The 24551-nt window shown below is 73.1% G+C and carries 28 protein-coding genes; 8 read left to right on the top strand and 20 right to left on the bottom strand.

What is annotated here, in order from left to right; genetic code table 11:
* Position 1 precedes the first annotated feature (1 nt).
* The 3 genes from ACLJQF_RS23110 to ACLJQF_RS23100 form a co-directional block, all read right to left on the bottom strand.
* Positions 2–1360 (bottom strand): protein kinase domain-containing protein, encoded by a 1359-nt coding sequence (locus ACLJQF_RS23110; RefSeq protein ID WP_410611516.1) that lies wholly within the window; start codon positions 1358–1360, stop codon positions 2–4.
* Between the two features lie 105 nt (positions 1361–1465).
* Complete coding sequence (locus ACLJQF_RS23105; protein ID WP_013226091.1) at positions 1466–1927, bottom strand: HNH endonuclease; 462 nt, start codon at positions 1925–1927, stop codon at positions 1466–1468.
* A gap of 82 nt (positions 1928–2009) precedes the next feature.
* Entirely contained in the window at positions 2010–2936 is a 927-nt protein-coding gene (locus ACLJQF_RS23100) for an alpha/beta hydrolase family esterase (protein ID WP_410611514.1), read from the bottom strand.
* Between the two features lie 157 nt (positions 2937–3093).
* On the opposite strand from ACLJQF_RS23100, the gene htpG reads away from it, so the two are divergent.
* Positions 3094–4989: a molecular chaperone HtpG gene (gene htpG, locus ACLJQF_RS23095; RefSeq protein WP_410611513.1), complete on the top strand. Its 1896-nt coding sequence runs from the start codon at positions 3094–3096 to the stop codon at positions 4987–4989.
* Positions 4990–5045: 56 nt separating this feature from the next.
* Here the strand turns inward: htpG and ACLJQF_RS23090 are convergent, their stop codons facing one another.
* From ACLJQF_RS23090 to ACLJQF_RS23065, 6 genes are all read right to left on the bottom strand, one after another.
* Complete coding sequence (locus ACLJQF_RS23090) at positions 5046–6485, bottom strand: glycoside hydrolase family 76 protein (protein WP_410611511.1); 1440 nt, start codon at positions 6483–6485, stop codon at positions 5046–5048.
* Positions 6486–6579: 94 nt separating this feature from the next.
* Complete coding sequence (locus ACLJQF_RS23085; protein WP_410611509.1) at positions 6580–7200, bottom strand: cupredoxin family copper-binding protein; 621 nt, start codon at positions 7198–7200, stop codon at positions 6580–6582.
* Positions 7197–7649 carry a hypothetical protein gene (locus ACLJQF_RS23080; RefSeq protein ID WP_410611508.1) on the bottom strand — a complete coding sequence of 151 codons (453 nt, stop codon included), beginning with the start codon at positions 7647–7649 and terminating at the stop codon, positions 7197–7199. Before ACLJQF_RS23080 ends, ACLJQF_RS23085 begins: the two co-directional genes overlap by 4 nt.
* Before the next feature lie 59 nt (positions 7650–7708).
* Positions 7709–8680 carry a plastocyanin/azurin family copper-binding protein gene (locus tag ACLJQF_RS23075; RefSeq protein ID WP_410611506.1) on the bottom strand — a complete coding sequence of 324 codons (972 nt, stop codon included), beginning with the start codon at positions 8678–8680 and terminating at the stop codon, positions 7709–7711.
* A 23-nt stretch (positions 8681–8703) separates the two neighbouring features.
* Complete coding sequence (locus ACLJQF_RS23070) at positions 8704–9612, bottom strand: copper resistance D family protein (protein WP_410611505.1); 909 nt, start codon at positions 9610–9612, stop codon at positions 8704–8706.
* Between the two features lie 4 nt (positions 9613–9616).
* Positions 9617–10210: a hypothetical protein gene (locus ACLJQF_RS23065; RefSeq protein WP_410611504.1), complete on the bottom strand. Its 594-nt coding sequence runs from the start codon at positions 10208–10210 to the stop codon at positions 9617–9619.
* A gap of 390 nt (positions 10211–10600) precedes the next feature.
* Here ACLJQF_RS23065 and ACLJQF_RS23060 point away from each other — a divergent pair, with 390 nt between their 5' ends.
* From ACLJQF_RS23060 to ACLJQF_RS23045, 4 genes are all read left to right on the top strand, one after another.
* Complete coding sequence (locus ACLJQF_RS23060; RefSeq protein WP_410611502.1) at positions 10601–11137, top strand: copper resistance CopC family protein; 537 nt, start codon at positions 10601–10603, stop codon at positions 11135–11137.
* A gap of 41 nt (positions 11138–11178) precedes the next feature.
* Complete coding sequence (locus ACLJQF_RS23055) at positions 11179–11517, top strand: hypothetical protein (protein WP_410611500.1); 339 nt, start codon at positions 11179–11181, stop codon at positions 11515–11517.
* A gap of 4 nt (positions 11518–11521) precedes the next feature.
* Complete coding sequence (locus tag ACLJQF_RS23050; RefSeq protein ID WP_410611498.1) at positions 11522–12172, top strand: phosphoribosyltransferase; 651 nt, start codon at positions 11522–11524, stop codon at positions 12170–12172.
* Positions 12173–12282: 110 nt separating this feature from the next.
* On the top strand, positions 12283–12705 hold the full coding sequence (locus ACLJQF_RS23045) for a DUF6292 family protein (protein ID WP_410611496.1): 423 nt from the start codon (positions 12283–12285) through the stop codon (positions 12703–12705).
* A 1-nt stretch (position 12706) separates the two neighbouring features.
* On the opposite strand, the gene ACLJQF_RS23040 is transcribed toward ACLJQF_RS23045, so the two are convergent.
* The 4 genes from ACLJQF_RS23040 to ACLJQF_RS23025 form a co-directional block, all read right to left on the bottom strand.
* The gene (locus ACLJQF_RS23040) at positions 12707–13069 is read right to left on the bottom strand and encodes a VOC family protein (RefSeq protein ID WP_410611495.1); all 363 of its coding nucleotides are present in this window, start codon (positions 13067–13069) and stop codon (positions 12707–12709) included.
* The gene (locus tag ACLJQF_RS23035; RefSeq protein WP_410611494.1) at positions 13066–13497 is read right to left on the bottom strand and encodes a hypothetical protein; all 432 of its coding nucleotides are present in this window, start codon (positions 13495–13497) and stop codon (positions 13066–13068) included. The genes ACLJQF_RS23040 and ACLJQF_RS23035 overlap by 4 nt, the downstream gene beginning before the upstream one ends.
* On the bottom strand, positions 13494–13661 hold the full coding sequence (locus ACLJQF_RS23030) for a hypothetical protein (RefSeq protein ID WP_410611492.1): 168 nt from the start codon (positions 13659–13661) through the stop codon (positions 13494–13496). Before ACLJQF_RS23030 ends, ACLJQF_RS23035 begins: the two co-directional genes overlap by 4 nt.
* Positions 13662–13725: 64 nt before the next feature.
* Positions 13726–14169: a DUF4383 domain-containing protein gene (locus ACLJQF_RS23025; protein WP_410611491.1), complete on the bottom strand. Its 444-nt coding sequence runs from the start codon at positions 14167–14169 to the stop codon at positions 13726–13728.
* Positions 14170–14439: 270 nt separating this feature from the next.
* Here ACLJQF_RS23025 and ACLJQF_RS23020 point away from each other — a divergent pair, with 270 nt between their 5' ends.
* The gene (locus ACLJQF_RS23020; RefSeq protein WP_410611490.1) at positions 14440–15459 is read left to right on the top strand and encodes a hypothetical protein; all 1020 of its coding nucleotides are present in this window, start codon (positions 14440–14442) and stop codon (positions 15457–15459) included.
* A gap of 59 nt (positions 15460–15518) precedes the next feature.
* Here ACLJQF_RS23020 and ACLJQF_RS23015 read toward each other — a convergent pair whose 3' ends face one another.
* Together ACLJQF_RS23015 and ACLJQF_RS23010 are read right to left on the bottom strand one after the other, a co-directional pair.
* On the bottom strand, positions 15519–16562 hold the full coding sequence (locus ACLJQF_RS23015; protein WP_410611488.1) for a glycosyltransferase family 9 protein: 1044 nt from the start codon (positions 16560–16562) through the stop codon (positions 15519–15521).
* Positions 16559–18037, bottom strand: a complete 1479-nt coding sequence (locus ACLJQF_RS23010; RefSeq protein ID WP_410611487.1) for an HAD-IIIA family hydrolase — start codon at positions 18035–18037, stop codon at positions 16559–16561. The genes ACLJQF_RS23015 and ACLJQF_RS23010 overlap by 4 nt, the downstream gene beginning before the upstream one ends.
* A 92-nt stretch (positions 18038–18129) precedes the next feature.
* On the opposite strand from ACLJQF_RS23010, the gene ACLJQF_RS23005 reads away from it, so the two are divergent.
* Positions 18130–19479, top strand: a complete 1350-nt coding sequence (locus ACLJQF_RS23005) for an aldehyde dehydrogenase family protein (RefSeq protein ID WP_410611485.1) — start codon at positions 18130–18132, stop codon at positions 19477–19479.
* A 101-nt stretch (positions 19480–19580) separates the two neighbouring features.
* On the top strand, positions 19581–20726 hold the full coding sequence (locus tag ACLJQF_RS23000) for an FUSC family protein (protein ID WP_410611484.1): 1146 nt from the start codon (positions 19581–19583) through the stop codon (positions 20724–20726).
* 15 nt (positions 20727–20741) lie between these two features.
* Here the strand turns inward: ACLJQF_RS23000 and ACLJQF_RS22995 are convergent, their stop codons facing one another.
* The 5 genes from ACLJQF_RS22995 to ACLJQF_RS22975 all read right to left on the bottom strand — a co-directional run bounded on the left by ACLJQF_RS22995 (position 20742) and on the right by ACLJQF_RS22975 (position 24550).
* Positions 20742–20921, bottom strand: coding sequence for a hypothetical protein (locus tag ACLJQF_RS22995; protein ID WP_410611483.1), 180 nt, complete (start codon positions 20919–20921; stop codon positions 20742–20744).
* A gap of 96 nt (positions 20922–21017) precedes the next feature.
* The gene (locus ACLJQF_RS22990) at positions 21018–21623 is read right to left on the bottom strand and encodes a flavodoxin family protein (RefSeq protein ID WP_410611482.1); all 606 of its coding nucleotides are present in this window, start codon (positions 21621–21623) and stop codon (positions 21018–21020) included.
* Complete coding sequence (locus ACLJQF_RS22985; RefSeq protein WP_410611481.1) at positions 21620–22930, bottom strand: UDP-glucose dehydrogenase family protein; 1311 nt, start codon at positions 22928–22930, stop codon at positions 21620–21622. The genes ACLJQF_RS22990 and ACLJQF_RS22985 overlap by 4 nt, the downstream gene beginning before the upstream one ends.
* A complete protein-coding gene (locus ACLJQF_RS22980) occupies positions 22923–23873 on the bottom strand; it encodes a glycosyltransferase family 9 protein (RefSeq protein WP_410611480.1) in 951 nt (316 codons plus the stop codon). Before ACLJQF_RS22980 ends, ACLJQF_RS22985 begins: the two co-directional genes overlap by 8 nt.
* On the bottom strand, positions 23864–24550 hold the full coding sequence (locus ACLJQF_RS22975; RefSeq protein ID WP_410611479.1) for an SDR family oxidoreductase: 687 nt from the start codon (positions 24548–24550) through the stop codon (positions 23864–23866). Before ACLJQF_RS22975 ends, ACLJQF_RS22980 begins: the two co-directional genes overlap by 10 nt.
* Between the last annotated feature and the right edge of the window lies 1 nt (position 24551).

The raw sequence follows: 24551 nt of genomic DNA, 5'->3' as shown, positions 1-24551 counted from the left end.
GTCAGAGCGTCCGGCAGGTGAGCGCCGGACGGGCGTCGTCACTTCCGTTCTGCGTCAGGGCGATCAGGCCGAACGTCGTGGTCTTGTCCGCGTCGAGCTTCGCGTTCCAGGCGGCGTTTTCGACCGTCACCGTGGAACCATCGACCGAGAAGGTGCCGTTCCACAAGCCGCTGATGCGGTGACCGGCGGGCAGCTGCCAGCGGACGCTCCAGCCGGACAGGTCCGCGGTCCGGTCGTTGCGCACCGTCACCTGCACCTGGTAGCCGCCGGGCCAGGAGTTCGTCACCTCGTAGCGGGCGGCGCAGCCCAGGTCGGCCGGCGTCGTCGGCGCCGGGCTCGAGCTCGTCGGCGCCGCGGGAGCGGACGAGACCGGGGCGGCGACCGGCGTGCCGTCCGGGACGAGCACCGTGCCGATCACCACGCCCAGGGCCAGCACGACCACGCCCGCGGCGCCCGCCAGGACGAGCCGGCGGCGCGGACGGCGGACGCGCAGGAGCCGGGTTCCGGCCCGGGGCCGCGGGCGCGGCGGTGGCAGCGGACGGCCGCCGGTGACCGCCTCGAACAGCTCCTGGACCTCCGCCATGGACGGCCGCGCTGCGGGGTCCCGCTGCAGCATGCGGGTGAGCACCTCGGCGAGCGGCCCGCGGTGCCGCGGCGGGATGGTCTCCTCCTTGGCGATGCGCAACAACAGCGTGATGGCGTTGTCGTCGTTGCCGAACGGCGGCGTGCCCTCCAGCGCGCGGTAGAGGGTCGCGCCGAGGGAAAAGACGTCGGCCGGGAAGGCGGCATCGTGGCCGCCGGCGACCTCGGGGGCCAGGTAGGCCGGCGTGCCCGCGATGAACCCGCCGCCGGTCAAATCGCCTTCGCCGGTGGCGCGGGAGATGCCGAAGTCGGCGATCTTGGCGGCGCCGGACTCGCCGAGCAGGACGTTGCCGGGAGTGACGTCGCGGTGCACGACACCTTCGGCGTGCGCGGCGGCGAGCGCCGACGCGACCTGCCCGCCGATGCGCGCCACCTCCTCGGCCGGGATCGTCTCCCGGTCGAGCAGGATCTCCGCCAGGCTGCGCGACGGCAGGTATTCCATCACCAGGTAGGGCCCGCCGGGCGCCTCGACGACGTCGTGCACCGTGATCGCGTGCGGGTGCCGCAGGCGCGCGGTCAGCCGGGCTTCGCGCAGGGCACGCAGGCTCGCCTGGTCACCGGCGGCCTGCCCGATGGCCGCGTCGTAGTCCAGCTGCTTGACCGCGACGATCCGGTCGAGGCGCTCGTCGCGGGCGCGCCAGATGACGCCCATCGAGCCCTGGCCGATCCGTTCGGCCAGCCGGTAGCGCCCGGCTATCAGCTCTCCTGCGTCGGTCACGGCGACCTCCCCGGCCTTCCCCAGAACACACGGGACACACGGATGCGGGTGGCGATCGGTTCGAGCCTAACGGCCTGCCCGCCGGTGTGCCGGCGGACAGGCCGCTCAGGCGCCGGGCCGGTGCAGCTGGTCCCACGCCGGGACGTACGGCGTGAAGCGCAGCTTCATCCCGGCCTCACCCGGCAGCTTGTCCGCCTTGCGGGCGTTGCAGCTGCGGGCGGTACCCCCGCACGCGGCGACCGTGTTGAGCCAGTCGGTCCGGGCGCCGCCGCGGCTCAGCGGCGTCACGTGGTCGATCGTGGTGGCGCGCTGCCCGCAGTAGGCGCAGCGGTGGCCGTCACGGACGAGCACGCCGCGGCGGGACCACCGCGGCGGCTGCGTATATCGCCACTTCATGACGACGTAGCGCAGCAACCGCACGATCTTCGGGCGCGGGAAGAGCCCGTAGGCGAGGCCCTCCTCGGCTTCGTGGATCTCCGCGACGTGGCGGACCAGCATGCGGATCGCGTGCGGGACCGAAACGGTCTGCAGCGGCTCGTAGCCGGCGTTCAGGACCAAAACCTTCATTGGCGCACCTTTTCCTTTGCGAAACGCGGAAAACTTGTGCGCAACATCGTCGCCGAGCTGCTTGACCTGCGTCAATCGTGTTTCACCGCAGTGGATGGCCGCGGAAGAACCGCCAGATGACCGGGGTCGCGTCGATGACGGCCGGCGTCGCGGAGTCGTTGTTGGGCCGGGTGCTGGGCCAGACGTGCCCGGCTCCGTCGACGCGGTAGTGCTCGAGCGCGCAGCCCAGCCACTTCCGGACGACCACGCCGTCGACCGGCGACCACGACACCGGCCCGGCGATGCAACCGTCCCTTGTGGACCACTCCGCCAGCCAGTCCGGGATCGCGGGCAGGCCCTTCGCCGGGTTGCCGGGGTAGGGGATCGTCGTGTCCGCCGTGCCGTGGAAGTCGAGGATCGGCACCGGCCGGCTCGGGTGACAGGCGCCGCCCTGCGGGTAGAACGCGCCGGACACCGGGGCGAACGCGGCGATCCGCCCGGCCAGCCGGCAGGCCAGCACGCCGACGAACCCGCCGCCGTTGGACTTCCCGGCCGCGAAGATCCGGCCGGGGTCGACGCACAGCGTGCGCTGCAGCGCGGTCAGCAGGTCACTGGTGAACAGGACGTCGTCCGCGGCGGCCGAGTAGGGCGCCCCGGTCCAGGCCGACTCGCCGTCGGTGCCGATCAGGCCCTGCGGGTAGACCGCGATCGCGGCCGTCGCCGAGAAGCCGGACAGCTCCTCCTGGTACCGGGACGTCCGCTTGTGCCCGTGGAACGACAGGACCAGCGGGTACGGCCGGTGCGGGTCATAGCGGGCGGGCAGGTGGACGGTGTACTCGCGGTCGAGGCCGCCCGAGGTGACGTGCCGGGTGGTCGTCACCCCGGCCGGGAAGCCGGCGGGATGTCCGCAGCCGGTGGTGCGGACGGGGTGGTCGACGACGCCTGCCGCGGCGGCCGGCGCGGCGAAGGCGGTGGTCAGGGCACAGGCCGCGGCGAACGCGGCCGTCCACCGGGTGATGCGTCCGGGCACTCGATCCTCCTTGATCGACAGCGGGGCGTGGCCAGCATCACACCAGGAGCCGCGGGCCCCCTAGATTGCGTTCATAAAGTGCGCGGTCCCGAACTGTCGGACCCGCTCGGTAGGATCGACCCGCCAACGGCCGCCGGACATGCGGAAAGGAATGGAAGTGACTGCCCCGATCGAGACGCTGGAGTTCCAGTCGGAAGCGCGTCAGCTGCTCCAGCTGATGATCCATTCGATCTATTCGAACAAGGACACGTTCCTGCGGGAGCTCGTGTCCAACGCCTCCGACGCCCTCGACAAGCTGCGACTGGAGTCGTACCGCGACAAGGACCTCGAGGCGGACACCGGCGACCTGCACATCACGCTCGAGACCGATCCGGAGGCGCGGACCCTGACGGTGCGCGACAACGGCATCGGCATGACCCGCGACGAGGTCGTCGCCCTGATCGGGACGATCGCCAAGTCCGGCACCGCCGACTTCCTGACCAAGCTGAAGGAGGCGAAGGACGCGGCGGCGTCGCAGGACCTGATCGGGCAGTTCGGCGTCGGGTTCTACGCGAGCTTCATGGTCGCGGACAAGGTCACCCTCGTGACGCGCCGCGCGGGCACCGACGAGGGCGTCCGCTGGGAGTCGTCCGGCGAAGGCACCTACACGATCCAGCCGGTCGAGGACGCGCCCCAGGGCACCGCCGTCACGCTGCACCTCAAGCCCGAGGACACCGAGGACCACCTCTTCGACTACACGTCCGCGGCGAAGGTCCGCGAGATCGTGAAGAAGTACTCCGACTTCATCACCTGGCCCATCCGGATGCGGGGCGAGGGCGAGGACGCCGAGGTCGAGACCGTCAACTCGATGAAGGCGCTGTGGGCGCGGTCGTCGAGCGAGGTCACCGAGGACGAGTACCACGAGTTCTACAAGCACGTCAGCCACGACTGGCAGGACCCCCTCGAGACGATCCGGCTGCAGGCCGAGGGGACGTTCGAGTACCAGGCGCTGCTGTTCCTGCCCTCGCACGCGCCGATGGACCTGTTCCTGCGCGAGCGCAAGCGCGGCGTGCAGCTCTACGTCAAGCGCGTCTTCATCATGGACGACTGCGAGTCGCTCGTCCCCGAGTACCTGCGGTTCGTCAAGGGCGTCGTCGACGCGCAGGACCTGTCGCTCAACGTGTCGCGGGAGATCCTGCAGCAGGACAGGCAGATCCAGCTGATCCGCCGTCGCCTGGTGAAAAAGGTCCTCTCGACGGTCAAGACGATGATGACCGCCGACGCCGAGAAGTACGCGACGTTCTGGCGCGAGTTCGGCCGCGCGGTCAAGGAGGGCCTGCTCGACGACTTCGAGAACCGCGAAGCCATCCTCGAGATCTCCTCGTTCGCCTCGACGAACGACGCCGAGAAGCCGACGTCGCTGCGCGACTACGTCTCGCGGATGAAGGACGGCCAGGAGCACATCTACTACATGACCGGCGAATCGCGGTCCGCGATCGAGAACTCGCCGCACATGGAGGCGTTCCGGGCCAAGGGCTACGAGGTGCTGGTGCTGACCGACCCGATCGACGAGATGTGGGTCGACTCGGTGCCGGGCTTCGACGGCAAGCAGTTCCAGTCGATCGCCAAGGGCCAGGTCGACCTCGACTCGGAAGAGGACAAGAAGGCCACCGAGGTCGCCCGCGAACAGCAGAACAAGGACTTCGAGAGCCTGCTGACGTGGCTGGGGACGGCGCTGGGCGAGACGGTCAAAGAGGTGCGTCTCTCGTCGCGGCTGACGACGTCGCCGGCCTGCATCGTCGGCGACACGCACGACCTGACCCCGACGCTGGAGAAGATGTACCGCGCGATGGGGCAGGAGCTGCCGCCGATCAAGCGCATCCTCGAGCTCAACCCGGACCACGGCCTGGTCACCGGCCTCCGGGAGGCGCACGCGGCCCGTCCGGACGACGAGGGCCTGGCCGAGACGGCCGAGCTGCTCTACGGCATGGCACTGCTGGCGGAGGGCGGCGAACTGGCCGACCCGTCCCGGTTCATCAAGCTGCTCGCCGGCCGCCTGGAGAAGACCCTCTGACCCGGCGTCGTGAGTGGTAATTCGGGTTAGAACCCGAATTACCACTCACGACGTGGTCAGGGGGCCGCGTTCATCAGGTCCAGTGCGCTCTGCTGGCGGGCCGCGTCGGGCTGGTCGAACGGGCCTGCCCACATCAGGCCGTACGCGTCCGCGCTGGTGCGGTCGTTCGCGTACGCCGAGTTCGCCTGGCGCTGCAGGTAGGCCGTGTACGGGTGGTCGGAGAGCGCCGCGTTCAGCACCGCCAAGTCGCGGACGTAGACGCCCTTGAAACTCGGGCCGTCGATGCCGCCACCGCCGGCCGCCTCGCCCGGGTCGCGGAGGATGCCGCCCGGGTTCAGGGACGCGTTCGTCGTCGACGCGTTCGCCATCGCGCGGGCCTTCGTCAGCAGGTTCGCGTCCCCGGTGGCGCGGTACAGCTCGGTCAACGCCGCCAGCGGCACACCCTGGTTGTACGACCAGACGGGCTGGCCGTTGTTCGCACAGGTCGAGGTGGTCAGGCCGTCGTTGACCAGGTTCGAGCCGGTGATCATCCCGGTGCCCGAGAACCACGTCCACCCCGCGCGGGCGCGCGCCAGGTACGCCGTGTCGCCCGGGATCCGGTTGTGCAGGGCCGCGTTCAGCTGGACGTACAGCGAGTTCGGGATCGCGTTCTTGTAGGTGCGGCTCGTGCTCCACCAGACCCCGCCGCCGCAGACGCCGTCCCAGTACGCGTACATGTGGTCGGCGTCGGCGCGGGCGCTGTTCAGGTACTTGCCGTCGCCGGTCAGGTCGTAGGCGTCGACCCACGTGAGGCCCCACCACCCGGTGTCGTCGAGGTAGTCGTTGCGGAAGTTGCCGCCCTGTGCCGCGAGGTTCTTCGTGTACGTCGTGTCGATCGCGTAGCGGTAGCTGCCCATGCCGCTGATCCGGATGTTGTCGATGATCGCGGTGAGCGCGTTGGCCGAGTTCCACCACCCGGTCGTGTCGAACAGGCCGGTGCCGAGGTTGTACCGCTCCATCAGCGCGGTGGCGGCCGCGGTGCGCCGGTCCCACGCGTTCCACGTCGGGCGCGCCCAGCCGGTGCAGGCGATCGTGCCCGACCCCGCGGGCTGTCCGCACGCGCGCAGCAGGCCGACACCCTTGTTCGCCCAGTCGTCGGCGTTGTACATCAGCGTCCGCCGGCCCGTCGCCCCGGACGGCGTTGCGGTGTCGCCGAGTTTGCTGCCCGACGCCCACGTGCGCCCGGCGTCGAACGAACGGTCCAGCCAGACGTGGTCGCCGGCGCCGCCGCCGGTGATCGCCGCCCAGCCCATGGCGTCGCCGTCGTCGAGGTGCAGGGAGATCCGGCGGCCGCCGACGCCGGCCGAGGAACCTTCGCGGTCGCCTGGCGACGATGCGGGATCCCGCGCGTCGCAGTACTTGTTGCAGATCGTCGCGAGCGGCGCGGCGGCCGGTGCCGGTGTCGGCGTCGGAGTGGCCGCCAGGACGAAGGTCAGCAGGGGGACAAGGAAGTGCATCGGTCACCTTCCGCGCTGAAGGGGCGATGCTTCCATTCTGGCGAGCCGATATTATTGGTCCAGTCCTTTTGCGGGACAAGATCCGGACAGGAATTCAGGCCCGCCGCGAGCTCAGCAGGAGCAGGCACAGCACCGCGATCCCGGTGACGAGCCCGGCGACCAGCAGCATCGGGTCCAAGGTCGCCGGCGTGGCCGCGGTCGCCTGCTGGACGGCGGGCTGCGGGGCGGTCGCGGGCGCGGCGGCGGCCGGGGACGTGGTGGGCGGGGGCGTGGTCGCGGGCGCCGCGGCGGCCGGGGTACCGGTGCCGGCGGTCCGTGGCGGCGTGGTCCGGGGAGCCGTGCTCGCCTGTTTTGACGGCGCCGTTGGCGGCGCTGTCGTGGGCGCGGGCAGCACCGTCACCGAGGCCCGCATGTCGGGGTGCACCGAGCAGTAGTACTGGTAGGTGCCCGGCTGCCGGAACGTGTAGCTCCAGCTCTGCCCGGCCGACAGCTGCGGGCTGCGGAACGCGACCGGCGCGCTGGTGGTGACGACGTCGTGCGGGGCTTCGTCGTGCTGCATCCAGGTGACGGTGTCGCCGACGCGCACGGTCGACGCGGCGGGGGAGTAGGCGTAGCCCTGCATCATGACCTGCTGCGTCGCCGCGGCGGCCGGGCTCGCGAACGGCACGTTCAGGAACACCAGCAGGCCGGCGACGGCGAGCGCGGCGCGCCTCATCGGACGAACTCGATCGCGATCTCGACGCGCAGCCGCCGCCCCGCGAGCAGCCGCGCGAGCCGTCCGGCGTGCCGCGGTTTCCGGCGGGCCGGGAGGACGACCCCGGCGGCCCAGACGACGACACCGCCGGAGTCCCGGTGCCGGACGTCGCCGCGCAGGCGCACGGTTCGCCCGGCCACCGTCCCTTCGACGACGAACGGGTCCTCGGCGACGTCGCCGGCGGTGAAGGTGAGCTCCTCGCCGCGGAACGCCCGGCCGAGAAACGGGACCCCGGTCCGCAGCGAGCCGGGGTCGAGGGTGACGGTGAACGCGGAGCCGGGCGTCCAGTGCCCGCCGGTCGCGGTCAGGCGGCCGCGGATCAGCGGCGGGCGCGGGGAAACCTCGATGACGCAGCGGTCGCGGCGCAGCGCGTAGCCGGCCGGGGCGGGCAGGAGCGCGGTGTCGGGCATGGGGAAGGGCCTCCGGGGAAGGGAGCGGGTGGCCCGGGCCGGCCGGGCCACCCGCGGAGTCAGCAGCTCGCCTGGTTCAGCAACGGCGTCAGCACGTTCTCGAGCCACACCGTGTGCGTCTTGATGTACTGGTCGAGGTTGAGCAGGTCGGTCACCTGCTGTCCCAGCGACGTCTCCAGGTGCGCGCTCTTGATGTGCGCGATGATCGGCGCGAGCGTGTCGGTGACGACCTGGCTCCCCGACCCGTCGAACGCCGGGGCGAGCACGGTTTCCAGCCACACCGTGTGGGTCTTGATGTATTGGTCCAGGTTGAGGATGTCCTGCACCTGCTGACCCGGTGAGGTCTCCAGGTGCGCGCTCTTGATGTGGTCGAGGATCGGCTGCAGGACCGCCTTCGGCACGCAGGACCCGCCGCCGGCCGGGGTGGACGGCGCCGGCATCGAGTGGCTCGGTGCCGTGGTCGGGGCGGACGTCGGGGTCGAGGTCGGCGGGGCGCTGGTGGGGGCCGCGCCGGTCACGGTGACCGTCGCCTTCATGTCCGGGTGGATCGAGCAGTAGTACGAGTACTTGCCCGCCTTGGTGAAGGTGTGGCTGAAGGTCTGGCCGGTCTGCAGGGTCGGCGAGGTGAACTTCTCCGGCCCGTCGGTGACGACGATGTTGTGCGGCGCGGTGTCGTGGTTGGTCCACGTCACGGTGTCGCCGACGTCGATCGTCAGGTCGGCCGGCGAGAACTTGTAGCCCATGGCTTCGACCGACTTGGCGGACGGCGCGGCGGCGGGGGCGGCCCCGCCGGCCTGTTCCTGGACGAGCCCCTGGTACAGCGGGACCGCCAGGGGACCCTGCTGGGCGAGTGCGGCGAGGTCGACGTTCGCCGCCTGGCTCGGTGCGGCCTGCTCGGTCTGCCCGCCGCGGAGCGTGGCGAGGCTGAACAGCGCTGCCGCGAGTGCGAGGATCGCCACGGCGACCGGCCAGTTCCGCCGTCGCCGCTCCACCTCCGGCTGCTCGGGGGCGGTGGGGGTGGGGTTGTCCATCGAGGACTCCTTTCGCAGGGCGATCAACGGCCGGGGCTGGCCGTGACGAGGAAGCTCGCCGCGAGGAGGACCACGAGCACGAGCGTGGTCTCGGCGGCGACGGAATGGACGAAGGGGCGGACGGTGGCGGCGTCCCCGCGCAGGACGACGGCGAAGTCGAGGCGGCGGCCGACCCAGCGGCGGCTGAACTGCGCGGCCAGCAGCACGACGGCCAGCACGCCCAGCTTGACCAGCAGCGTCCGCCCGTAGGCCGTGCCGAACACCCGGTCGGCGCTGCCGACGGTCTGCCACGCGAGCACCACGCCCGCGGCGACGACGACGGCGACCGACGTCATCGCCAGCTTCGAGTAGCGGGGGATCACCGAAGCGAGTTCTCCGGGGTCACGGCGGGCCAGGACGCCGAACAGCAGCACGGCCAGGCCGCCGATCCACGCCGAAGCGCCCGCGAGGTGCGCGAAGTCCGCCAGCTGCGTCAGCCACGGCCGGGTGCTCTCCGCCGCGTGGCCGGTGAGCCCGGTCGTGCGGAGCAGTCCGACCAGGATCGCCCCGGCCCCGACGCGCCAGGGCAACGCCGTGGCCGCGTCCCGGCCGCGTTGCAGCAGCCAGGCCAGCACCACCCCGCCGAGCAGCCACAACAGCGCTCTGGCGAACCAGATGCGCCCGAATTGGCTGGCCAGCGCCTGGCTCAGCAGGTCCCAGGCCAGGAAGTCGCCGGGCGGGCGTTGCGCGGCCCACGCCGCCTGCAGGCCCAGACCGGCGAGCGTGCCGAGGAGGCCGAGGACCCAGCCGGTGATCAGCACCGAACGGGCGCCGCGGTGGCCGGCGCCCGCGGGCCAGAGCACGGCCAGGAACAGCAGCCCGCCGGCGAACAGGGTGAGGCCGGCGTAGTCGACGGTGCGGGCGAGCACGTACCACGCCTTGACGGGTTCCACCGGGTCACTGTCCACTGGGGACAGTAGCGGCGGCGGGCACCATCGCGGGCGTCAGCTCGCCGTCAGCCGTGCGGCAGTAGCCGAGGACGAGCGCGCCGACCCCGGCCGGCCCGGTCACGCCGAGTCCGGTGGTGACCGCTCCGAGCAGGGGCAGTCCGCCGACGGTGTCCAGAACCTGTTGCGGCACACCGGGTTGACACGCGGGCACGTCGGCTCCGGGCGGCGGCGGTACTGGCGTCGTCGGCTCGGGCCCGGACGGGGGAGGTGGGGTGCCGGGCTCGGGGGATCCCGGCTCCGGGACCGGCGTCACGCCGCCGTCGCCGGGCATCGGCGGCATCGGGGCGGCCGGCTGGTCGCCGACCGGGACGGCGGGCAGCGGGGACGCCGGGCCGCCCGTGGGCAGCTGGCCCGCCGGAAGCGGTTGCGGACCCGGGGGTTGGGGGGTGACGGGGTGTCCGCCGTCCGCGACCACGGGCGGGGTGGCCGCCGCGGTGCCCGGGCGCAGGCCGATGCCGGACGCGTAGCCGACGACGACCACGACCGCGCCGGCCAGGCTCGCGGCGATGACGTGGTCACGGCGCAGGGCGGGTCCTCGCACGGGTTCGTCCTCCAAAGAGCAGGAAAGCGCTTCCGGAAAAGGTTCTCGGGCAATTCCGGAGCGGTGGGGAATGAGTGGGATGTGGGAGCAATAAACCAGCCGGCACGTTTCGCGGGGTGATCTTCACGTGAAGGCCAGGTTAAGTCGGATGGCTCGCAGGCGGCTCGGGGCGGTGAGAAGCTGCGCCGAAAGCCGGTTCCGCTGCGCTGTTCGGGTGACTACGTGCGCTGACCGTCGGAGTAGTAGCCCGATTTGCCCGGTTGCCGGGCCGTGATCCGCCATGGCGGTGAGAATTGCTTAACACAGCCGTTTCACGACCTTCCGTGGCGGCACCCGATCCGCTCGTTACGGTTCGGCTCATCGCTCGAATTCCCGAGAAGGCGAGAAACGATGACTTCCCGCTGGTCTTTCCCGGTCCGCGTCGCCGCCGCGCTGGCGGCTGCCGGCAGTGCGGTGTTGCTGTGCGCACCCGCCGCGGCCGCGCACAGCGTCCTGGTCTCCAGTTCGCCGGCCGCGGACGCGTCGGTCGCCGCGGGCCCGGCCGAGGCCGTGCTCGAGTTCAACGAGCCGGTGGAGAACCGGTTCACCGAGCTCGCGGTGCTCGGGCCCGACGGCACTTCGCACTGGGAGGCCGGTCCGGCGTCCGTTGTGGACGCCCGGGTTTCCGCGCCGCTGCGTCCCCTCGGGCCCGCCGGGAGCTACACCATCCACTACCGCGTCACCTCCGCCGACGGCCACCCGGTCACCGGCACCATTCCCTTCCGGCTCGCCGTGGCCGGCCCGGCGTCGGCAGCACCGGTCGCCGCGGCGGTGACCCGTCCGGACGGCGACGACGCGGTGCCGCTGTGGCCCTGGATCACCGGGGGTGCCGTCCTGCTCGGCACCGGGTTCGCGGTGGCCAGGCGGCTGAGCCGCGCCGACGCTTGAGGCCGTGTGTGCCGGCGGGACCGGGCGGGTATCCCGTAACCATGACGAATCTCGACGACACCACGACCGCGAAGCTCGACGAATTCGTGCTCGCCCGGCTCGCGGAGGACGAAGAGCGCGTCCGGGCGGGTGAACTGCCGCTGATCGACGAGGCCGAACGGCGCGGGCGGCTGCGGATCATGTATACCGACGACCGCGATGGGCTGCTCCTCGCCGGCGGGCCGGTCGAGGCGATGGAGGACCGGCATCCGGTGCCGTTCGCCGAAAAGGTCGAGTTCCTGCGCCGCGAAATCCGCGATGTCCACGACGACGCGTCCGTCAAGCTCGTCGCGTCGGTGTACGAAGCCCACCCCGACTGGCGCGACGACTGGCGCCCGTGACCTGATGTCCGCGCGGCCGGCTCGTCCGCGGATCTTCGCCGACCGGGAGGACGGCGGGCGCCGGCTCGCGGGCGAACTGCGGCGCCGGGACTGGGCCGATCCGGTCGTGCTCGGGCTCGCCCGCGGCGGGATCCCGGTGGCCGCGGTCGTCGCGCGGTGGCTCGGCGCCGAACTGGACGTCGCGGTCGCCCGCAAGATCGGCGCGCCGGGCCGCCGCGAGTACGGCGTCGGCGCGGTCACCCCGGACGGCCCGGCGATCTACGACGAGGCCGGCCTGCGCGCACTGGGACTGACCGCCGCGCGGATGGCCCGGGCCGAGACCCGCGAACGGACCGAGGCGCGCCGCCGACTCAGGCGCTACCGGGCCGGCCGAACCCCCGCCCGCCTCACCGGCCGAGACGTTCTCCTCGTCGACGACGGGCTCGCGACCGGCGTCACCGCAACGGCGGCCCTGCGCGACGTCCGCACGGCCCGGCCCCGGACGCTCGTCTTCGCGGCACCGGTTGCCGCCCCCGGAGCGGTCGGGCGGATGCTGGGCGAAGCCGATGACGTCGTCTGCGTCGCCGAACCGCCGGATTTCCGCGCGGTCGGCCAGTGGTACGCCGATTTCCGCCAGCTGGGCGACGACGAAGTCCTGGCCTTGCTCACCCGGTGATCCGGCGGGTTCCACAGAGAACGCGCTGCTCCACCCGGGGTGGGCCGGATTGACCGGGTGGGTGATGGGGTATCACCCGATGGGGTACCGACCGAAGAGGCGGGAGCGGGATGAGCGAACGGGACGGGCTCGGCGCGGCGGCGCGCGGGCTGCGGCAGTACCTGCTGGCCGTCGCGGCCAAACTGGACGCGCCCGCCTGGTTCTGCGAGGTGGACGTCCCGGCCGGTGCGTATGTCGCGCTGGAGCGGCGGCTCGCGCGGTTCCCGGACCACGAGACGGCTCTGCTGTGGGACGAACGCGACGGCTGGTCCGCGGCGGTCGAGTCGGCGACCGGCGACGACGTCGTCGTGCTCGCCTACCTGGGCGAGGATGTGTTGCCCCCGCCGGAAACCGTGGTGGAGTTCGTGACCGGCCTCTACGGCGAGAAGTACCCCGGTCGGCCGGATGCCCCGGATTTCCGCAGACCCGGCGCCGCGGACGGTTTCGACGATCGTCTGGCCACCTACGCCGGCGATCCCGTCGGGCACGCCTGAGTCAGCGCGCCGGCAGCACGCAGAACTCGTTGCCCTCGGGGTCGGCGAGCACGATCCACGGGTCGTCTTCCGGGTCGTCGAGGACCTTGGCGCCCAGCATCACCAGGCGTTCGACCTCGGCCCGCTGATCGCCCGCCACCGGCGCCAAGTCCAGGTGCAGGCGGTTCTTGACCGTCTTTTCCCCGGGTACCGGCTGGAACAGCAACGCCGGTCCGTCGTCGAAGTCCACCTGGCGGTAGGTAAGGCCGTGGGAGTCGGTCCACGTCCGGGTCTTCGCGTTCCCCAGCGCCTTCGCCCAGAACTCGGCGAGCAGGTCCGGCTGACGGCAGTCGACCGCCACGGCCAGGATGCGCGCCGCGGTCACGAGCCCGCCACGATCCGGTTGACGGCTTCGGCGACCAGTTCCGGTTCGGACACCGTCACCGTCAGCCCCGGGTGGCGGATCCGCCCCCACGGATCGATGCCCCGGACGGGCTCCCGGAACCGGAGGCACACGCCACCTCGCGTCGTCGTACCGAAAGTCAGGCCGCGGTCGGCGAGCGACAGCCGCACACCGAAGACGCGCAGAGCGCGGTACGGGCCGGTGGCCTCGGCGCCGGCGAGGTTGCTCAGCGGGGTCTCGACCAGCCACGGCCCGAACCGGACGCGCAGCCCGTCGGCGTCCAGTTCCAGGCCGGCCCGTGGGCCCAGGACCCGGTGCAGCCACGGGTGGCCGAGGGCGAAATCCGCGTGGAGCCGGTAGTGCACGACGACGGCGGGTTCCTCCACTGTTGCCGGTTCGCTCGTGGTCATGCGCCGCCGCCCGACGGCGGGACGTCCGAGTCGTCGTCGGCCGGAAGTTCGAGGTCCCGCCACTCCTCGGCGCGGGACGGGCCGTTGCCCTGCAGAGTCCCACGCAGCTCGGCCTTCATCGCGTCGTCCTTCCAGGGTGACTGCCGGTCGCTTTCGCGGTGCATGGGAACCTCCTTCACACGGTGTCTTTCCCGGCTACCCGGTGACCGCCCGCCGAAACGATCGGGATCACCGCGAGCGCGCGGCCGTCCGGTTGATCGCCCGAGCCGCGACGATGCCGAGCACCAGCCCGGCGGCCGCGGTCAGCCCGTGCAGCCAGTTGTCCGCCCAGTTCAGGTTGATCGGGTCTTCGGGGTTGCCGAGTGCGGTGGCGAGGATGCCGTATGCGGTCATCCCGGTGAAGCCGACGAACAACACCCAGCAGTAGATGATCGCCCTCGTGCGCCGGGTCGCGGCGAGCAGCCCGAGCACCCCGACCGCCGCGTGGACGAGGTTGAGCAGCGGGGTCACGCTGAAGATCCACACCGCCCGGCTGGTCTCGTGACCGACCGCGGCCGTTCCGGGAGTCAGGAACCCGGCGATGCCCAGCGCGATGTAGAGCAGCCCGAGGACGGCGACGACCGGGCGGATCCAGGACGCTCCCGCCCGGGAACGCATTTCGGCGGACGACATGGGGGTCTCCTTCCCTCGGCGGCCGGATACCCCGTCACGCGTGCGGAAAACGGACAAGTGGAAGGGGCCGGACGGCGGGCTGAGGAGTCCGCCGTCCGGCCACGGCCGGGACCCGCGCCGGTCCCTGCAGCCAGGACGCGGGCCCCTGGTCTCAGGGGGAACGCCAGTCGTGACCGCGCTAGGCGGAGTGGCAGGTGCGGCCGGCGTTCCCGGTCGGGCTACCACCCCCACCGGGGACTAAACGCGGCCGCCACGGGGTATTCCGTCCCGATGAGACTGGCCGTGCTGGACATCGGGTCGAATTCGGCCCAGCTGCAGGTGGTGGACGTGTCCGCCGGAGCCCCGCCGCTCCCGGCGCACGCCGTGAAGGAACCGACGCTGCTCGCCGAAGAACTGCGGCCCGACGGGACGCTCAGCGACGAGGGGATCGAGCGGGTGACGGCCGCGGTGAGCCGGTCGGTGGACGCGGCGGTGCGGCTCGGCGTCGACCACCTCTACCCGTTCGTCACCGCGGCCGTGCGCGACGCGGTGAACCGCGACGAGGTGATCGACCGCATCCAGGCGGGCTCCGGCATCCGGCCCCAGTTCCTCTCCGGCGAGCAGGAGGCGCGGCTGACGTACTTCGCCGTGCGCCGCTGGTACGGCTGGTCGGCCGGGCGGCTGCTGCTGATCGACATCGGCGGCGGGTCGATGGAACTGGTGCTCGGCCGGGACGTCGAGCCCGAGCTGGCCGTCTCGCTCCCGCTCGGCGCCGGCCGGCTCACCCGCGAATTCCTCACCGCCGACCCGCCGACGCGTACCCAGCTGAAGGTCCTGCGCCGGCACGTCCGCGACACGTTGTCCGAGATCTTGGACCGGCTGCGCTGGGAAGGCCCGCCGCGCCGGGTCGTCGCGACGTCGAAGACGTTCAAGCAGCTGGCCCGCCTCACCGGCGCCCCGCCGCAGCGCAAGGGCCCGTTCGTCACCCGGGAACTGGTGGTCGCGGACGTGCGCGGCTGGGTCCCGCGGCTGGCCCGCGTCCCGGCGGCGGAACGGGCGGGGTTGCGCGGCATTTCGAAGCCGCGCGCCCGGCAGGTGGTGGCCGGTGCGGTCGCGGCGGAGGTGACGTTGTCGGCGCTGGACGTCCCGAGCGTCGAGGTCTGCCCGTGGGCGTTGCGGGAGGGCATCCTGCTGCGGCACCTGGAACAGCTCGCCGAATCGACGCCGTTGCCGCTGCAGCCGCTCACGCGCCACCCGGACGCGACGGTGCGCCGGCTGCACCCGGCGGGGGAGCAGCCGGTGCCGTCCTGAGCGGGTGCCGGCCGTCTTGAATGACTCATTCCTGGCGTCGGACGCCAGGAATGAGTCATTCAAGACGTTGCCGCCGCCGGAACCGGTGAGATGACCCCGGGCAGGGCGAGGGCCGTGACCGCGCGGCAGACGTCGGCGGGGTCGATCGTGTCGAGGCAGGGGTGGCCCGGGACCGGGCAGACTCGCGCGCGGCTGGCGCGGCAAGGGGCGTGCTGGTCACCGAGCACCACGGTGGGGACGCCGTAGGGCGCCCACCGCTCCTGCGGCACGACCGGGGCGAACAGCGACACCACCGGCGTGCCTGCCGCCGCGGCCAGGTGCGCGGGGCCCGTGTTGGGCGCCACCACGACCTGCGCCGCGGACAGCACCGCGGCCAGCTCCGGCAGGGACGTCCGGCCGCCGAGGTCCACCCCCGACGTCCCGGCCACCTCCCGGGTCAGCGCCCGCTCGGACGGCGCGCCCGTCACGAACACCCGGTGCCCGTCGGCGACCAGGGCCCGGACCGTCTCCCGGCTCCACGCGGCCGACGGCTGGCGGGCGGGCACCGAGGCCGCGGGGTGCACCACGACGTAGGCCCCGCCGCCGGTCAGCCGGGCCAGCTCCGGCAACGGACGCCGCAGCGCCAGGGCGCCGTGGTCGTCGGATGGCAGCGAAAACCCGGCCGCCTCGGCGAGTGACAGCATGCGGACCGGCTCGGGCGGATCGCCGTCGACGTGGTGGCGCAGGTCGAGCAGGCTGCCCGGGTAGTCCTCGGAAATCGCGCCGATCCACGGCACGCCGGCCTGGCGCAGCAGCAGCGCCAGCGGCAGCGGGGACTGGTGGAACGACGTCAGGATCAGCGCGCGGTCGAACGCCTCCGACCGGATTCGCGAGACGAACGCGCCGGTGTCCTCGGCGGTCACCGGCGGTGGCTCGGGGTCGATCCACGGTGCGGTCCAGGTGAGCAGGCGGGCCACACCCGGCAGCAGTTCGCCGGCGGCGCGGCCGTGGGGCCCGGTCAGCAGCGTCACGTGCGCCCCGGACGCGGCGACCGCGCGGACGCAGGGCCCGGCGAGCAGGACGTCCCCGAGGTTGTCCTGGCGGGCGACGAGCACCCGGGTCATCCGGCGACCCCGGCGATGCGCAGGGCCTCGGACAGGTCCCGGGCGACGGCGGCGTGCCGGCGGGCCCGGGCGATCTCCGGTTCGAGCGTGCGGCCGGTCGGCACCAGCACCGCACGGGCGCCGGCGGCGAGAGCGGCGTCGACGTCGGCGCCGGTGTCGCCGATGACCACGCAGGACGCAGGGTCGACGCCGAGTTCGCCGGCGGCCCGCAACACCATGCCGGGGGCGGGTTTGCGGCAGGCGCAGCCGTCGCCGTCGTCGTGGACGCAGACCTGCCAGGTGCCGAACGGGCCGAAGAGTTCCCGGACGCGCGCGTTCACCGCGTCGAGCTGTTCGGGGGTGATCAGTCCTTTTGCGACACCGGACTGGTTGCTCACCACGCCGACCGGAATTCCCCGGTCGCGCAGGCCCCGCACGAGGTCGACGGCGCCGGGTACCGGGCGGACGCCGTCCGGGTCGTTGAGATAGGGGACGTCGACGATGAGCGTGTCGTCCCGGTCGAACAGCACCGCCACCGGGGGCCGCGGCCGCCGGGCCGCGATCTCGCCGCGCAGCCGGTGGTAGCAGGCGGCGGGCGGGATCAGGACGCTGGTGACGACCATGCGCGCCACTTCGCCGGGGGTCCGCGGGCCCGGCGCGATCCGGCGGGTCGCGAATTCCGCCGTCAGCCCGGCCCAGACGCCGGCCGCGAGCAGCGCCTTGCCGCGCCGGCGCAGCACCGGCAGCGTGAGCGCGGCCAGACCGGCCACTGTGGACAGTGCGTGCACGCCGAGCCGGCCGGGCCCGGCGCCGGTGCGCTGCCGCCAGAGCACGCCGTGCTTGGCCCGCATCAGCGCGTTGTCGGCGTTGCCGCGCTGGGCTTTGAGGCTGTAGAAGAACCCGGCCCGCCGGGCCGGGTGCGTGGTCAGCCGCTCGCCCTGGTCGATCCGGTGCCCGGCCTCGGCGACGCGCAACGCGAGGTCGGAGTCTTCGCGGAACGCGCGCGGGAACCGCTCGTCGAAGCCGCCGGCCTCGACCAGCGCCCGGCGGCGGTAGGCCATGTCCGCGGTGATCCACCGCGCGTGCTCGAGCCCCGCGGTGCCGCGCTCGTCGTCGGTGGGCCGCCGGTCCGCGGGCAGCGGGACGGTGATCCGGCCCTGGGAGGCGGCGACGTCCGGCGGCAGCGAGCCGAGGTCGCGGTCGAGCTGCCGCGCCCAGTCGGGGGCGAGCACGACGTCGTCGTCGACGAACGCGATCCACTCGCTCGTCGCGGTGCGCCAGCCGAGGTTCCGCGCCGCCGCCGGTCCGCGCCCGCCGGAGCGGAGCACCCGGACACCATCGGGGACGGCCAGCTCGGGCCCGCCGGGACGGTCGTCGACGACGAGGATTTCCGCCGGCCGCGGTTCGGGTCCGCCGAGGAGGGTGGCCAGCAGTGGCCGAAGCGTCTCCCGGCCCGTCGTGGGGATCACCACGGTGTAGTCGAGCGAAGCAGTCACCTGCCGCGGATACCCGGGGTGGGGGTGATCAAACGGCGTGTCGAAGCCGCCGCGCCCGGGTAACCGGCGGGCGACGAGAGAAAGAGGTGCGGATGACCGCGGGAACGATCGAAATCCGGAACCCGGCCGACGGCAGCGTGGTGGGCACCGTGCCGACCGCCGGCGAAGACGAGATCGACGCGGCGCTCGCGCCGGCCCGCCGGACCCAGGCGCAGTGGGCCCGGACCCCGGCCGCCGAGCGCGGCGCCCTGTTGCACACCGCGGCAGACCGGCTGCGCGCGCACGCCGACGAGCTGGCGAAGACGAACGAAGCGGAAACGGGCAAGCCGCGAGACGAAGCCCGCGAAGGCGTGCTCGCCGGTGCGGGCACCCTGGACCAGTACGCCGAACTCGGCCCGGTCCACCGCGGCCGCAGCCTGCTCGGCGACGTCGGCGCGACGGACCTGATGGTGCCCGAACCGCGCGGCGTCGTCGTGGCGCTCACGCCGTGGAACGACCCGGTCGCGGTCGCCTGCGGACTGCTGGGGGCGGCGCTGGCCACCGGGAACACGGTGGTGCACAAGCCGAGCGAGCGCGCACCGCACACCGGGCAGCTGCTCGGCGAGGTGCTCGGCGGCGTCTTCCCGGACGGGGTGCTGCAGACCCTGACCGGCGACGGCGGGGTCGGCGCGATCCTCGCGATGCGTGCCGACGTCGACGTCATCGCCCACGTCGGCAGCACGGCGACCGGCCGGTCGATCGCCGCGAGCGCGGCCGCGACGGGGGCGAAGACGCTGCTGGAGAACGGCGGCAACGATCCGCTGGTGATCGACGAGGACGTCGACCCGGCGTGGGCGGCCGGCCAGGCGGCGCTGGGGGCGTTCGCCAACTCGGGGCAGATCTGCGTGGCGGTCGAGCGGATCTACGTGTGCTCGGCGGTGGCCGAGCCGTTCCTGGCGGCGCTGGTGAAGGAGGCCGAGTCGCGGACCCTCGCCCCGCTGGTGGACCGGCGGCACCGCGACCACGTGCATGCCCACGTCGCGGACGCGCTCGAGCGCGGCGCCCGGCTGCTGACGGGAGGCGCGGTCCCGGACGGCCCCGGCGCGCACTACCCGGCGACGGTCCTCACCGGCTGCGCGCCGGATCTGCGGGTGATGACGGAGGAGACGTTCGGCCCGGTGGCGCCGGTGCGGGTGGTGGGGAGCTTCGACGAGGGACTGGCCGAGGCGGCGAAGGGTGACTACGGGCTGGCGGCGACGGTGCTGACGGCTTCGATGGCGCGTGCCCAGCGCGCGTGGCGCGAGCTGCCGGCGGGAACGGTCAAGGTGAACAACGTGTTCGGCGGTGCACCGGGCGGTGCGGCGCATCCGCGCGGCCGGAGCGGCAACGGGTACGGCTACGGGCCGGAGCTGCTCGACGAGATGACCCAGACGAAGCTCGTGCACATCGCGCCGCCCGCATGACCGGACAGCGGGAAAGACCGGGTGCGCCTGACCGGTCCTCGCGTGCAGCGGGGCGGGGTGGCGGGTTCTCGGCGGAGGGGGTTGGGCGCGGCGGGGCGCCGGTGGGCCGGTTCGTGCACAAGCTCCGGCTCGGCGCGGTGGCCGGGAGTGCCGCCGCCGCGGCGGAGAGCGAGTGGCACGACCGCACCCCGATCGGCTGGTTCGCCCGCGCGCTCCGCGTCCCCGGCCGCGAGCGTCGCGTTCTCGTCCAGAGCGCCAAAGCCACCTTCGCCGCGACGGCCGCCTGGTTGCTCGCCACCCTCGTGCTCCGGCTGCCGCAGCCCTTTCTCGCTCCCTACGCGGCCGTCTTCCTCGTCGAAGCCACCGTGTACCGGTCACTGCGGGGCTGGATCCAGCAGGTCGGCTCGGTGGCCTGCGGTGTCCTCCTCGCCGCCGTCGCGGTGCAGTTCATCCCGTGGCAGGCCGTGGCGCTGGCCGCCGTCGTCTTCCTCGGCCTGCTCGTCGGCAGCTGGCGGCGGTTCGGCGACGCCGGTGTCTGGGTCGGCGTCACCGGCATGCTCCTGATCTCCTACGGCACCGCCCACGAGCACGTGCTGCTCGGTGACCGCCTGCTGGAAACGGCGCTGGGCGCGGCCATCGGCGTCGCGGTCAACACGCTGATCTTCCCGCCGCTCTACGGCGAGCGGCTGGCCGCGGCCGCCGGACGGCTCGGGAGAGCGCTGGCGGACCTGCTCGAGTCGCTGTCCGACCTGATCCGCCGGGACGAGCCGCCGGAAGACCTCGGCGAGCTGCTGTCCCAGGAGCAGGACACGCGCAGTCAGCTGCTGGCGGCCGAAGAAGCCGTCGGCCTGACACGCGAAGGACGGCTGCTGAACCTCCGCCGCGGCCGGCCCGCCGCCGGGGCGCACCATGAACGTCCGCTTCGGACGCTCATCGGGATGTGGCCCGCGGCGTCGCAGCTGATCACCGCCGTGCGCACGACGGCGGGCCGCCGGGAGCACCCGTTCGAGTACCCCTGGCCGGAGGCACGGGAGGCACTGGCCGACCTGATGCACCACCTGGCCGGGGCCGTGCAGGCCGTGGCGACGGCCGGTGAACCCGTCGAACTTGAGGAATGCCGTGCCCTGCTCGAAAAGCTCGAGAGGCGGCTGGTGACGGCCGAGGACGACGGTGTCCCCGCCCGGCTGGGCCTCGGCACCATGATCCTGCCCGCACGGCTGCTTCTCGAACAGCTGGAAAGGCGCTGAAATCCCCGCCGGAACCTACTGGACCGCGATCGTTTCGGCCTCCGACCGGTGCCGGCGGCAGGCGGTGCACACCATCGTCTGGCCCAGCAGCGTGCCGTCACCGGACACCAGCCGGGCGACGTGCAGCGTCGGCAGGCCGCACTCTTCGCAGGGGATCGGCTTGCTGTCGCGGCTGATCATGACTCGGTTCGGCACGGTGGAGCCCCCTGACGCGGTGGAAGGTTCCGATGGGTTACCCACGTGTCCTGCGCCACACTCGTCCGGCCCAGTGATGTCACTCGAATGGCGTAGTCACTTGGCCGGGTACTGCTGTTCGCGCAACAGCTCCCCCAGGTGGACGGCGTTGCGGACCAGCGTCGCGTTCGTCGAGGCCACGGCCTCCGGTGTCTCGTCGAGGTCCTGGTAGTCGCCGCCCTGCATGGCCTCGCCGTTCCAGTAGGTCGCGCCCTGGGCCGGCACCGTGAAGCCGACGTCGTTCAGCGCCTGGAACAGATCCGCGATGATCTTGTGGGCGCCGTCTTCGTTGCCGACGACGGCGGCCACGCCGATCTTGCCGAACATCGCCGGGCGCCCCTCGTCGTCCGTTTCGGACAGTTCGGCGTCGAGGCGTTCCAGGACCCGCTGCGCGACGCTCGACAGGTGACCGACCCACGTCGGGGTGGCGATCAGCAGGACGTCGGCGGCGGCGATCTTGCGCCGGATGCCCGGCCACGCGTCGCCGTCGCCCATGTCGGCCTCGACACCCGGCCGGACGTCGTGGTCGACCACGCGGACCAGCTCGCCGGTGGCGCCGCGTTCGGCGAACAGATCGAGCAGCTGCCGTGCGATGAGGTCGCTGCTCGACTTCGCCGGTGACGGCTTGAGCGTGCAGGTCAGCGCGAGGACGCGCAGGGTCATGACTGCCTCCTGGGATGCGTGCCGACGCCGATGTGGGCGAACCCGGCTTCGGCGAGGGTGTCCGGATCGAGCAGGTTGCGGGTGTCGACGACGATCGCCCGGTCGGCGGACGCGGCCAGCCGGGCCCAGTCGAGGTCCCGGAACTCGGGCCACTCGGTGAGCACGACCAGCGCCGCGGCGTCCTTGGCCACCAGGTACGGGTCGTCGACGACCTGGAGCGAGTTCGTTCCGGGCACACAGGCCACGGCCGGGTCGTGCGCGGTCAGCTCGGCACCCGCCCTGGCCAGGTCGTCGGCCACCGCGAGGGCGGGGGAGTCGCGCAGGTCGCCGGTGCCCGCCTTGAAGGCCAGGCCCAGCAGACCGATGCGGGTCCCGGCGAGGGATCCGGCGGGCGAACCGGTCACGGCCTGCCGCACGGCCCGCACCACTCGGGCGCGCTGCCGGGCGTTGACGCGGACCGCGTCGCGCAGGATGCCGAAGTCGACGCCCGCCGACTCGGCCGCGTGCAGCAGGGCAGAGGTGTCCTTCGGCAGGCACGAACCACCCCAGCCGGGGCCGGGGGCGAGGAATTCGGGACCGATCCGCGCGTCGAGGCCCATCGTGCGCGAGACCTCGCGGACGTCCGCCCCGAACCGCTCGCACAGTTCGGCCAGGACGTTCACGTAGGACAGCTTCACGGCGAGGAAGGCGTTGCTCGCGTACTTCGCGAGTTCGGCGCTGGCCGAGGCGGCCGCCACCACCGGGGCGCCGGTCGGCTCGTACAGCCGCGCGACCCGCCGCGCCGCCGGCGAGTCCGCCGGATCGGTGCCGACCACGACCCGGTCCGGGTGCAGGAAGTCTTCGACGGCGTGCCCTTCGCGGAGGAACTCCGGGTTGGCCACCACCGGCAGGTCGTCGCGGCCCAGCAGACGGGGCAGCCGCGCCGCCGTGCCCACCGGCACGGTGGACTTGGTGACCACCACGCAGCCGGGCCGCAGCAGCCGCCCGAGCTGCGGCACGACGTGTTCGAGCACGCCCAGGTCGGGACGGCCGTCCTCGGCGGGCGGGGTGGGCAGGCACAGCAGGACGAGGTCCGCGCCGGACAGCTCCGCCTGCGCGGTGGTGAAGCTCAGGGTCCCGTCGCCGAGGCCCTGGCCGACCAGCTCGGCCAGGCCGGGTTCGGCGATGGTCACCACGCCCCGGTTCAGGTCGTCCACTTTGGACTCGTCGGCGTCCACGCAGGTCACGCGGTGCCCGAGCCGCGCGAAGCACGCGGCGCTCGTCAACCCGACGTAGCCCGCGCCGACGATCCCGACGTGCTCAGCCATGTGCCACCCGCATCTCCAGGGCCGAACGCGTCGCCGCCAGCACCCGCTCCTCGCCGAGCAGCAGCAGTCCGCGGTCGGGCTCTTCGCCGTGCGGGTCGCCGACGTTGCCTGCCCAGAGCACGACGTGCTGTCGCGCGGACGGCGGCGGGCCCCACAGGCGGGGCGGGGTGGGGCCGAACAGCAGCACCGACGGCGTGCCGAACGCCGTGGCGAGGTGCCCGACGCCGGTGTCGCCGCAGACCACGAGCGCCGCCCCGGCCACCAGTGCGGCCAGTTCCGCCAGGCCGGTGCGCCCGGCGAGCACGGTGTCGTCGCCGAGCCCGGCCGCTTCGGCGATCGACACCGCGAGATCGCGCTCGGCGGCGCTGCCGGTGAGCACGACGCGGTGCCCGCGGGCGGCGAGGTCCCGGACGACGGTCGCGAACCGCTCGGGCGGCCAGCGCCGCGCCGGGAACGCCGCACCGGGGTGCACCACGACGGCCGCCGGGGCCGGGCTCGGCCCCGGCGGCGCGGGCAGGTGCAGGGCCGCGCGGTCCGCCTCCAGGTGGTGGTACTCGACGAGCCGGCACCAGCGGTCCACCTCGTGCAGGTCGTCGCGCCACTCGAGGCCGGGTACGTCGGGGAAGTCGGGGTGGCGGTGGGTCAGCAGCTCGGCGGGGTCGGCGGCGAGCAGGTCGTGGACGCTCTCCGGGCCGCTGCCGTGCAGGTTCACCGCGAGCCGCGGCGGCGGACCGGGCCAGTCGAGCTCGCCCAGGCCGGACGTCGGCAGCAGCTCGTCGACCGCGTCGATCAGCTCCACCAGGTCCCGCAGGTGCTCCGGCGCGGCCAGCACCAGCCGGTCGTCCGGGTACGCGGTGCGCAGAGCACGCAGCGCCGGCACCGCCGTCAGCAGGTCCCCGACGCCGAGGGCGCGCAGCACGAGGACCGCGGCGCTCACGGCCACGACCCCTCCTCCGACGCGCACACGACCATTTCGCGGACTTCGGCGCCGGGCGGCTGCTGCAGCGCGAAGACGACGGTGTTCGCGACGTGCTCGGGCTGGTTGAGCTTCGCGTCCGGCGGCGGCTTGTACTGGTCGGTGCGGTCGTCGAAGAAGTGCGTCCACATCCCGCCGGGGACGAGCAGGGTGACGCCGACGCGCCCGGCGAGTTCCGCGGCCAGCGCCCGGGTGAAGCCGACGACGCCGAACTTCGAGGCGCAGTAGGCGGTCGCGTCGCTCACCGCCTTGATGCCCAACGTGGACGCCACCGTGACGACGGTGCCGTGCGAGCGTTCCAGGTAGGGGAGCGCGGCGCGGATCACCGCGGCCGTGCCCAGCAGGTTCACCTTGACGACCCGCTCCCAGGCTTGCGTTGACACTTCACCGAGCGGGCCGCAGGCGTCGGTGCCGGCGGCGGTGAACACGCCGTCGAGGCCGCCCGCGCGCTCGGCGAGGTCGCGCACCGCGGCCTCGGTGGCGGCGGTGTCGGTCAGGTCGGCTTCGACGTACTCGGCCGGATCGTCGGGGCGGACGCGGTCGAGGACGTAGGGGGTGCCGCCGGCCTTGCGGACGGCGTCGACGGTGGCGGCGCCGAGGCCGGACGCGCCACCGGTGATCAGGACGTTGCCGAGGGGTCGCATC

It is taken from the genome of Amycolatopsis sp. lyj-109, assembly GCF_046548995.1.
Lineage (GTDB): Bacteria > Actinomycetota > Actinomycetes > Mycobacteriales > Pseudonocardiaceae > Amycolatopsis.
The sequence above is the reverse complement of the archived record's forward strand: the minus strand, read 5'-3'. Positions and strand labels throughout refer to the sequence as shown.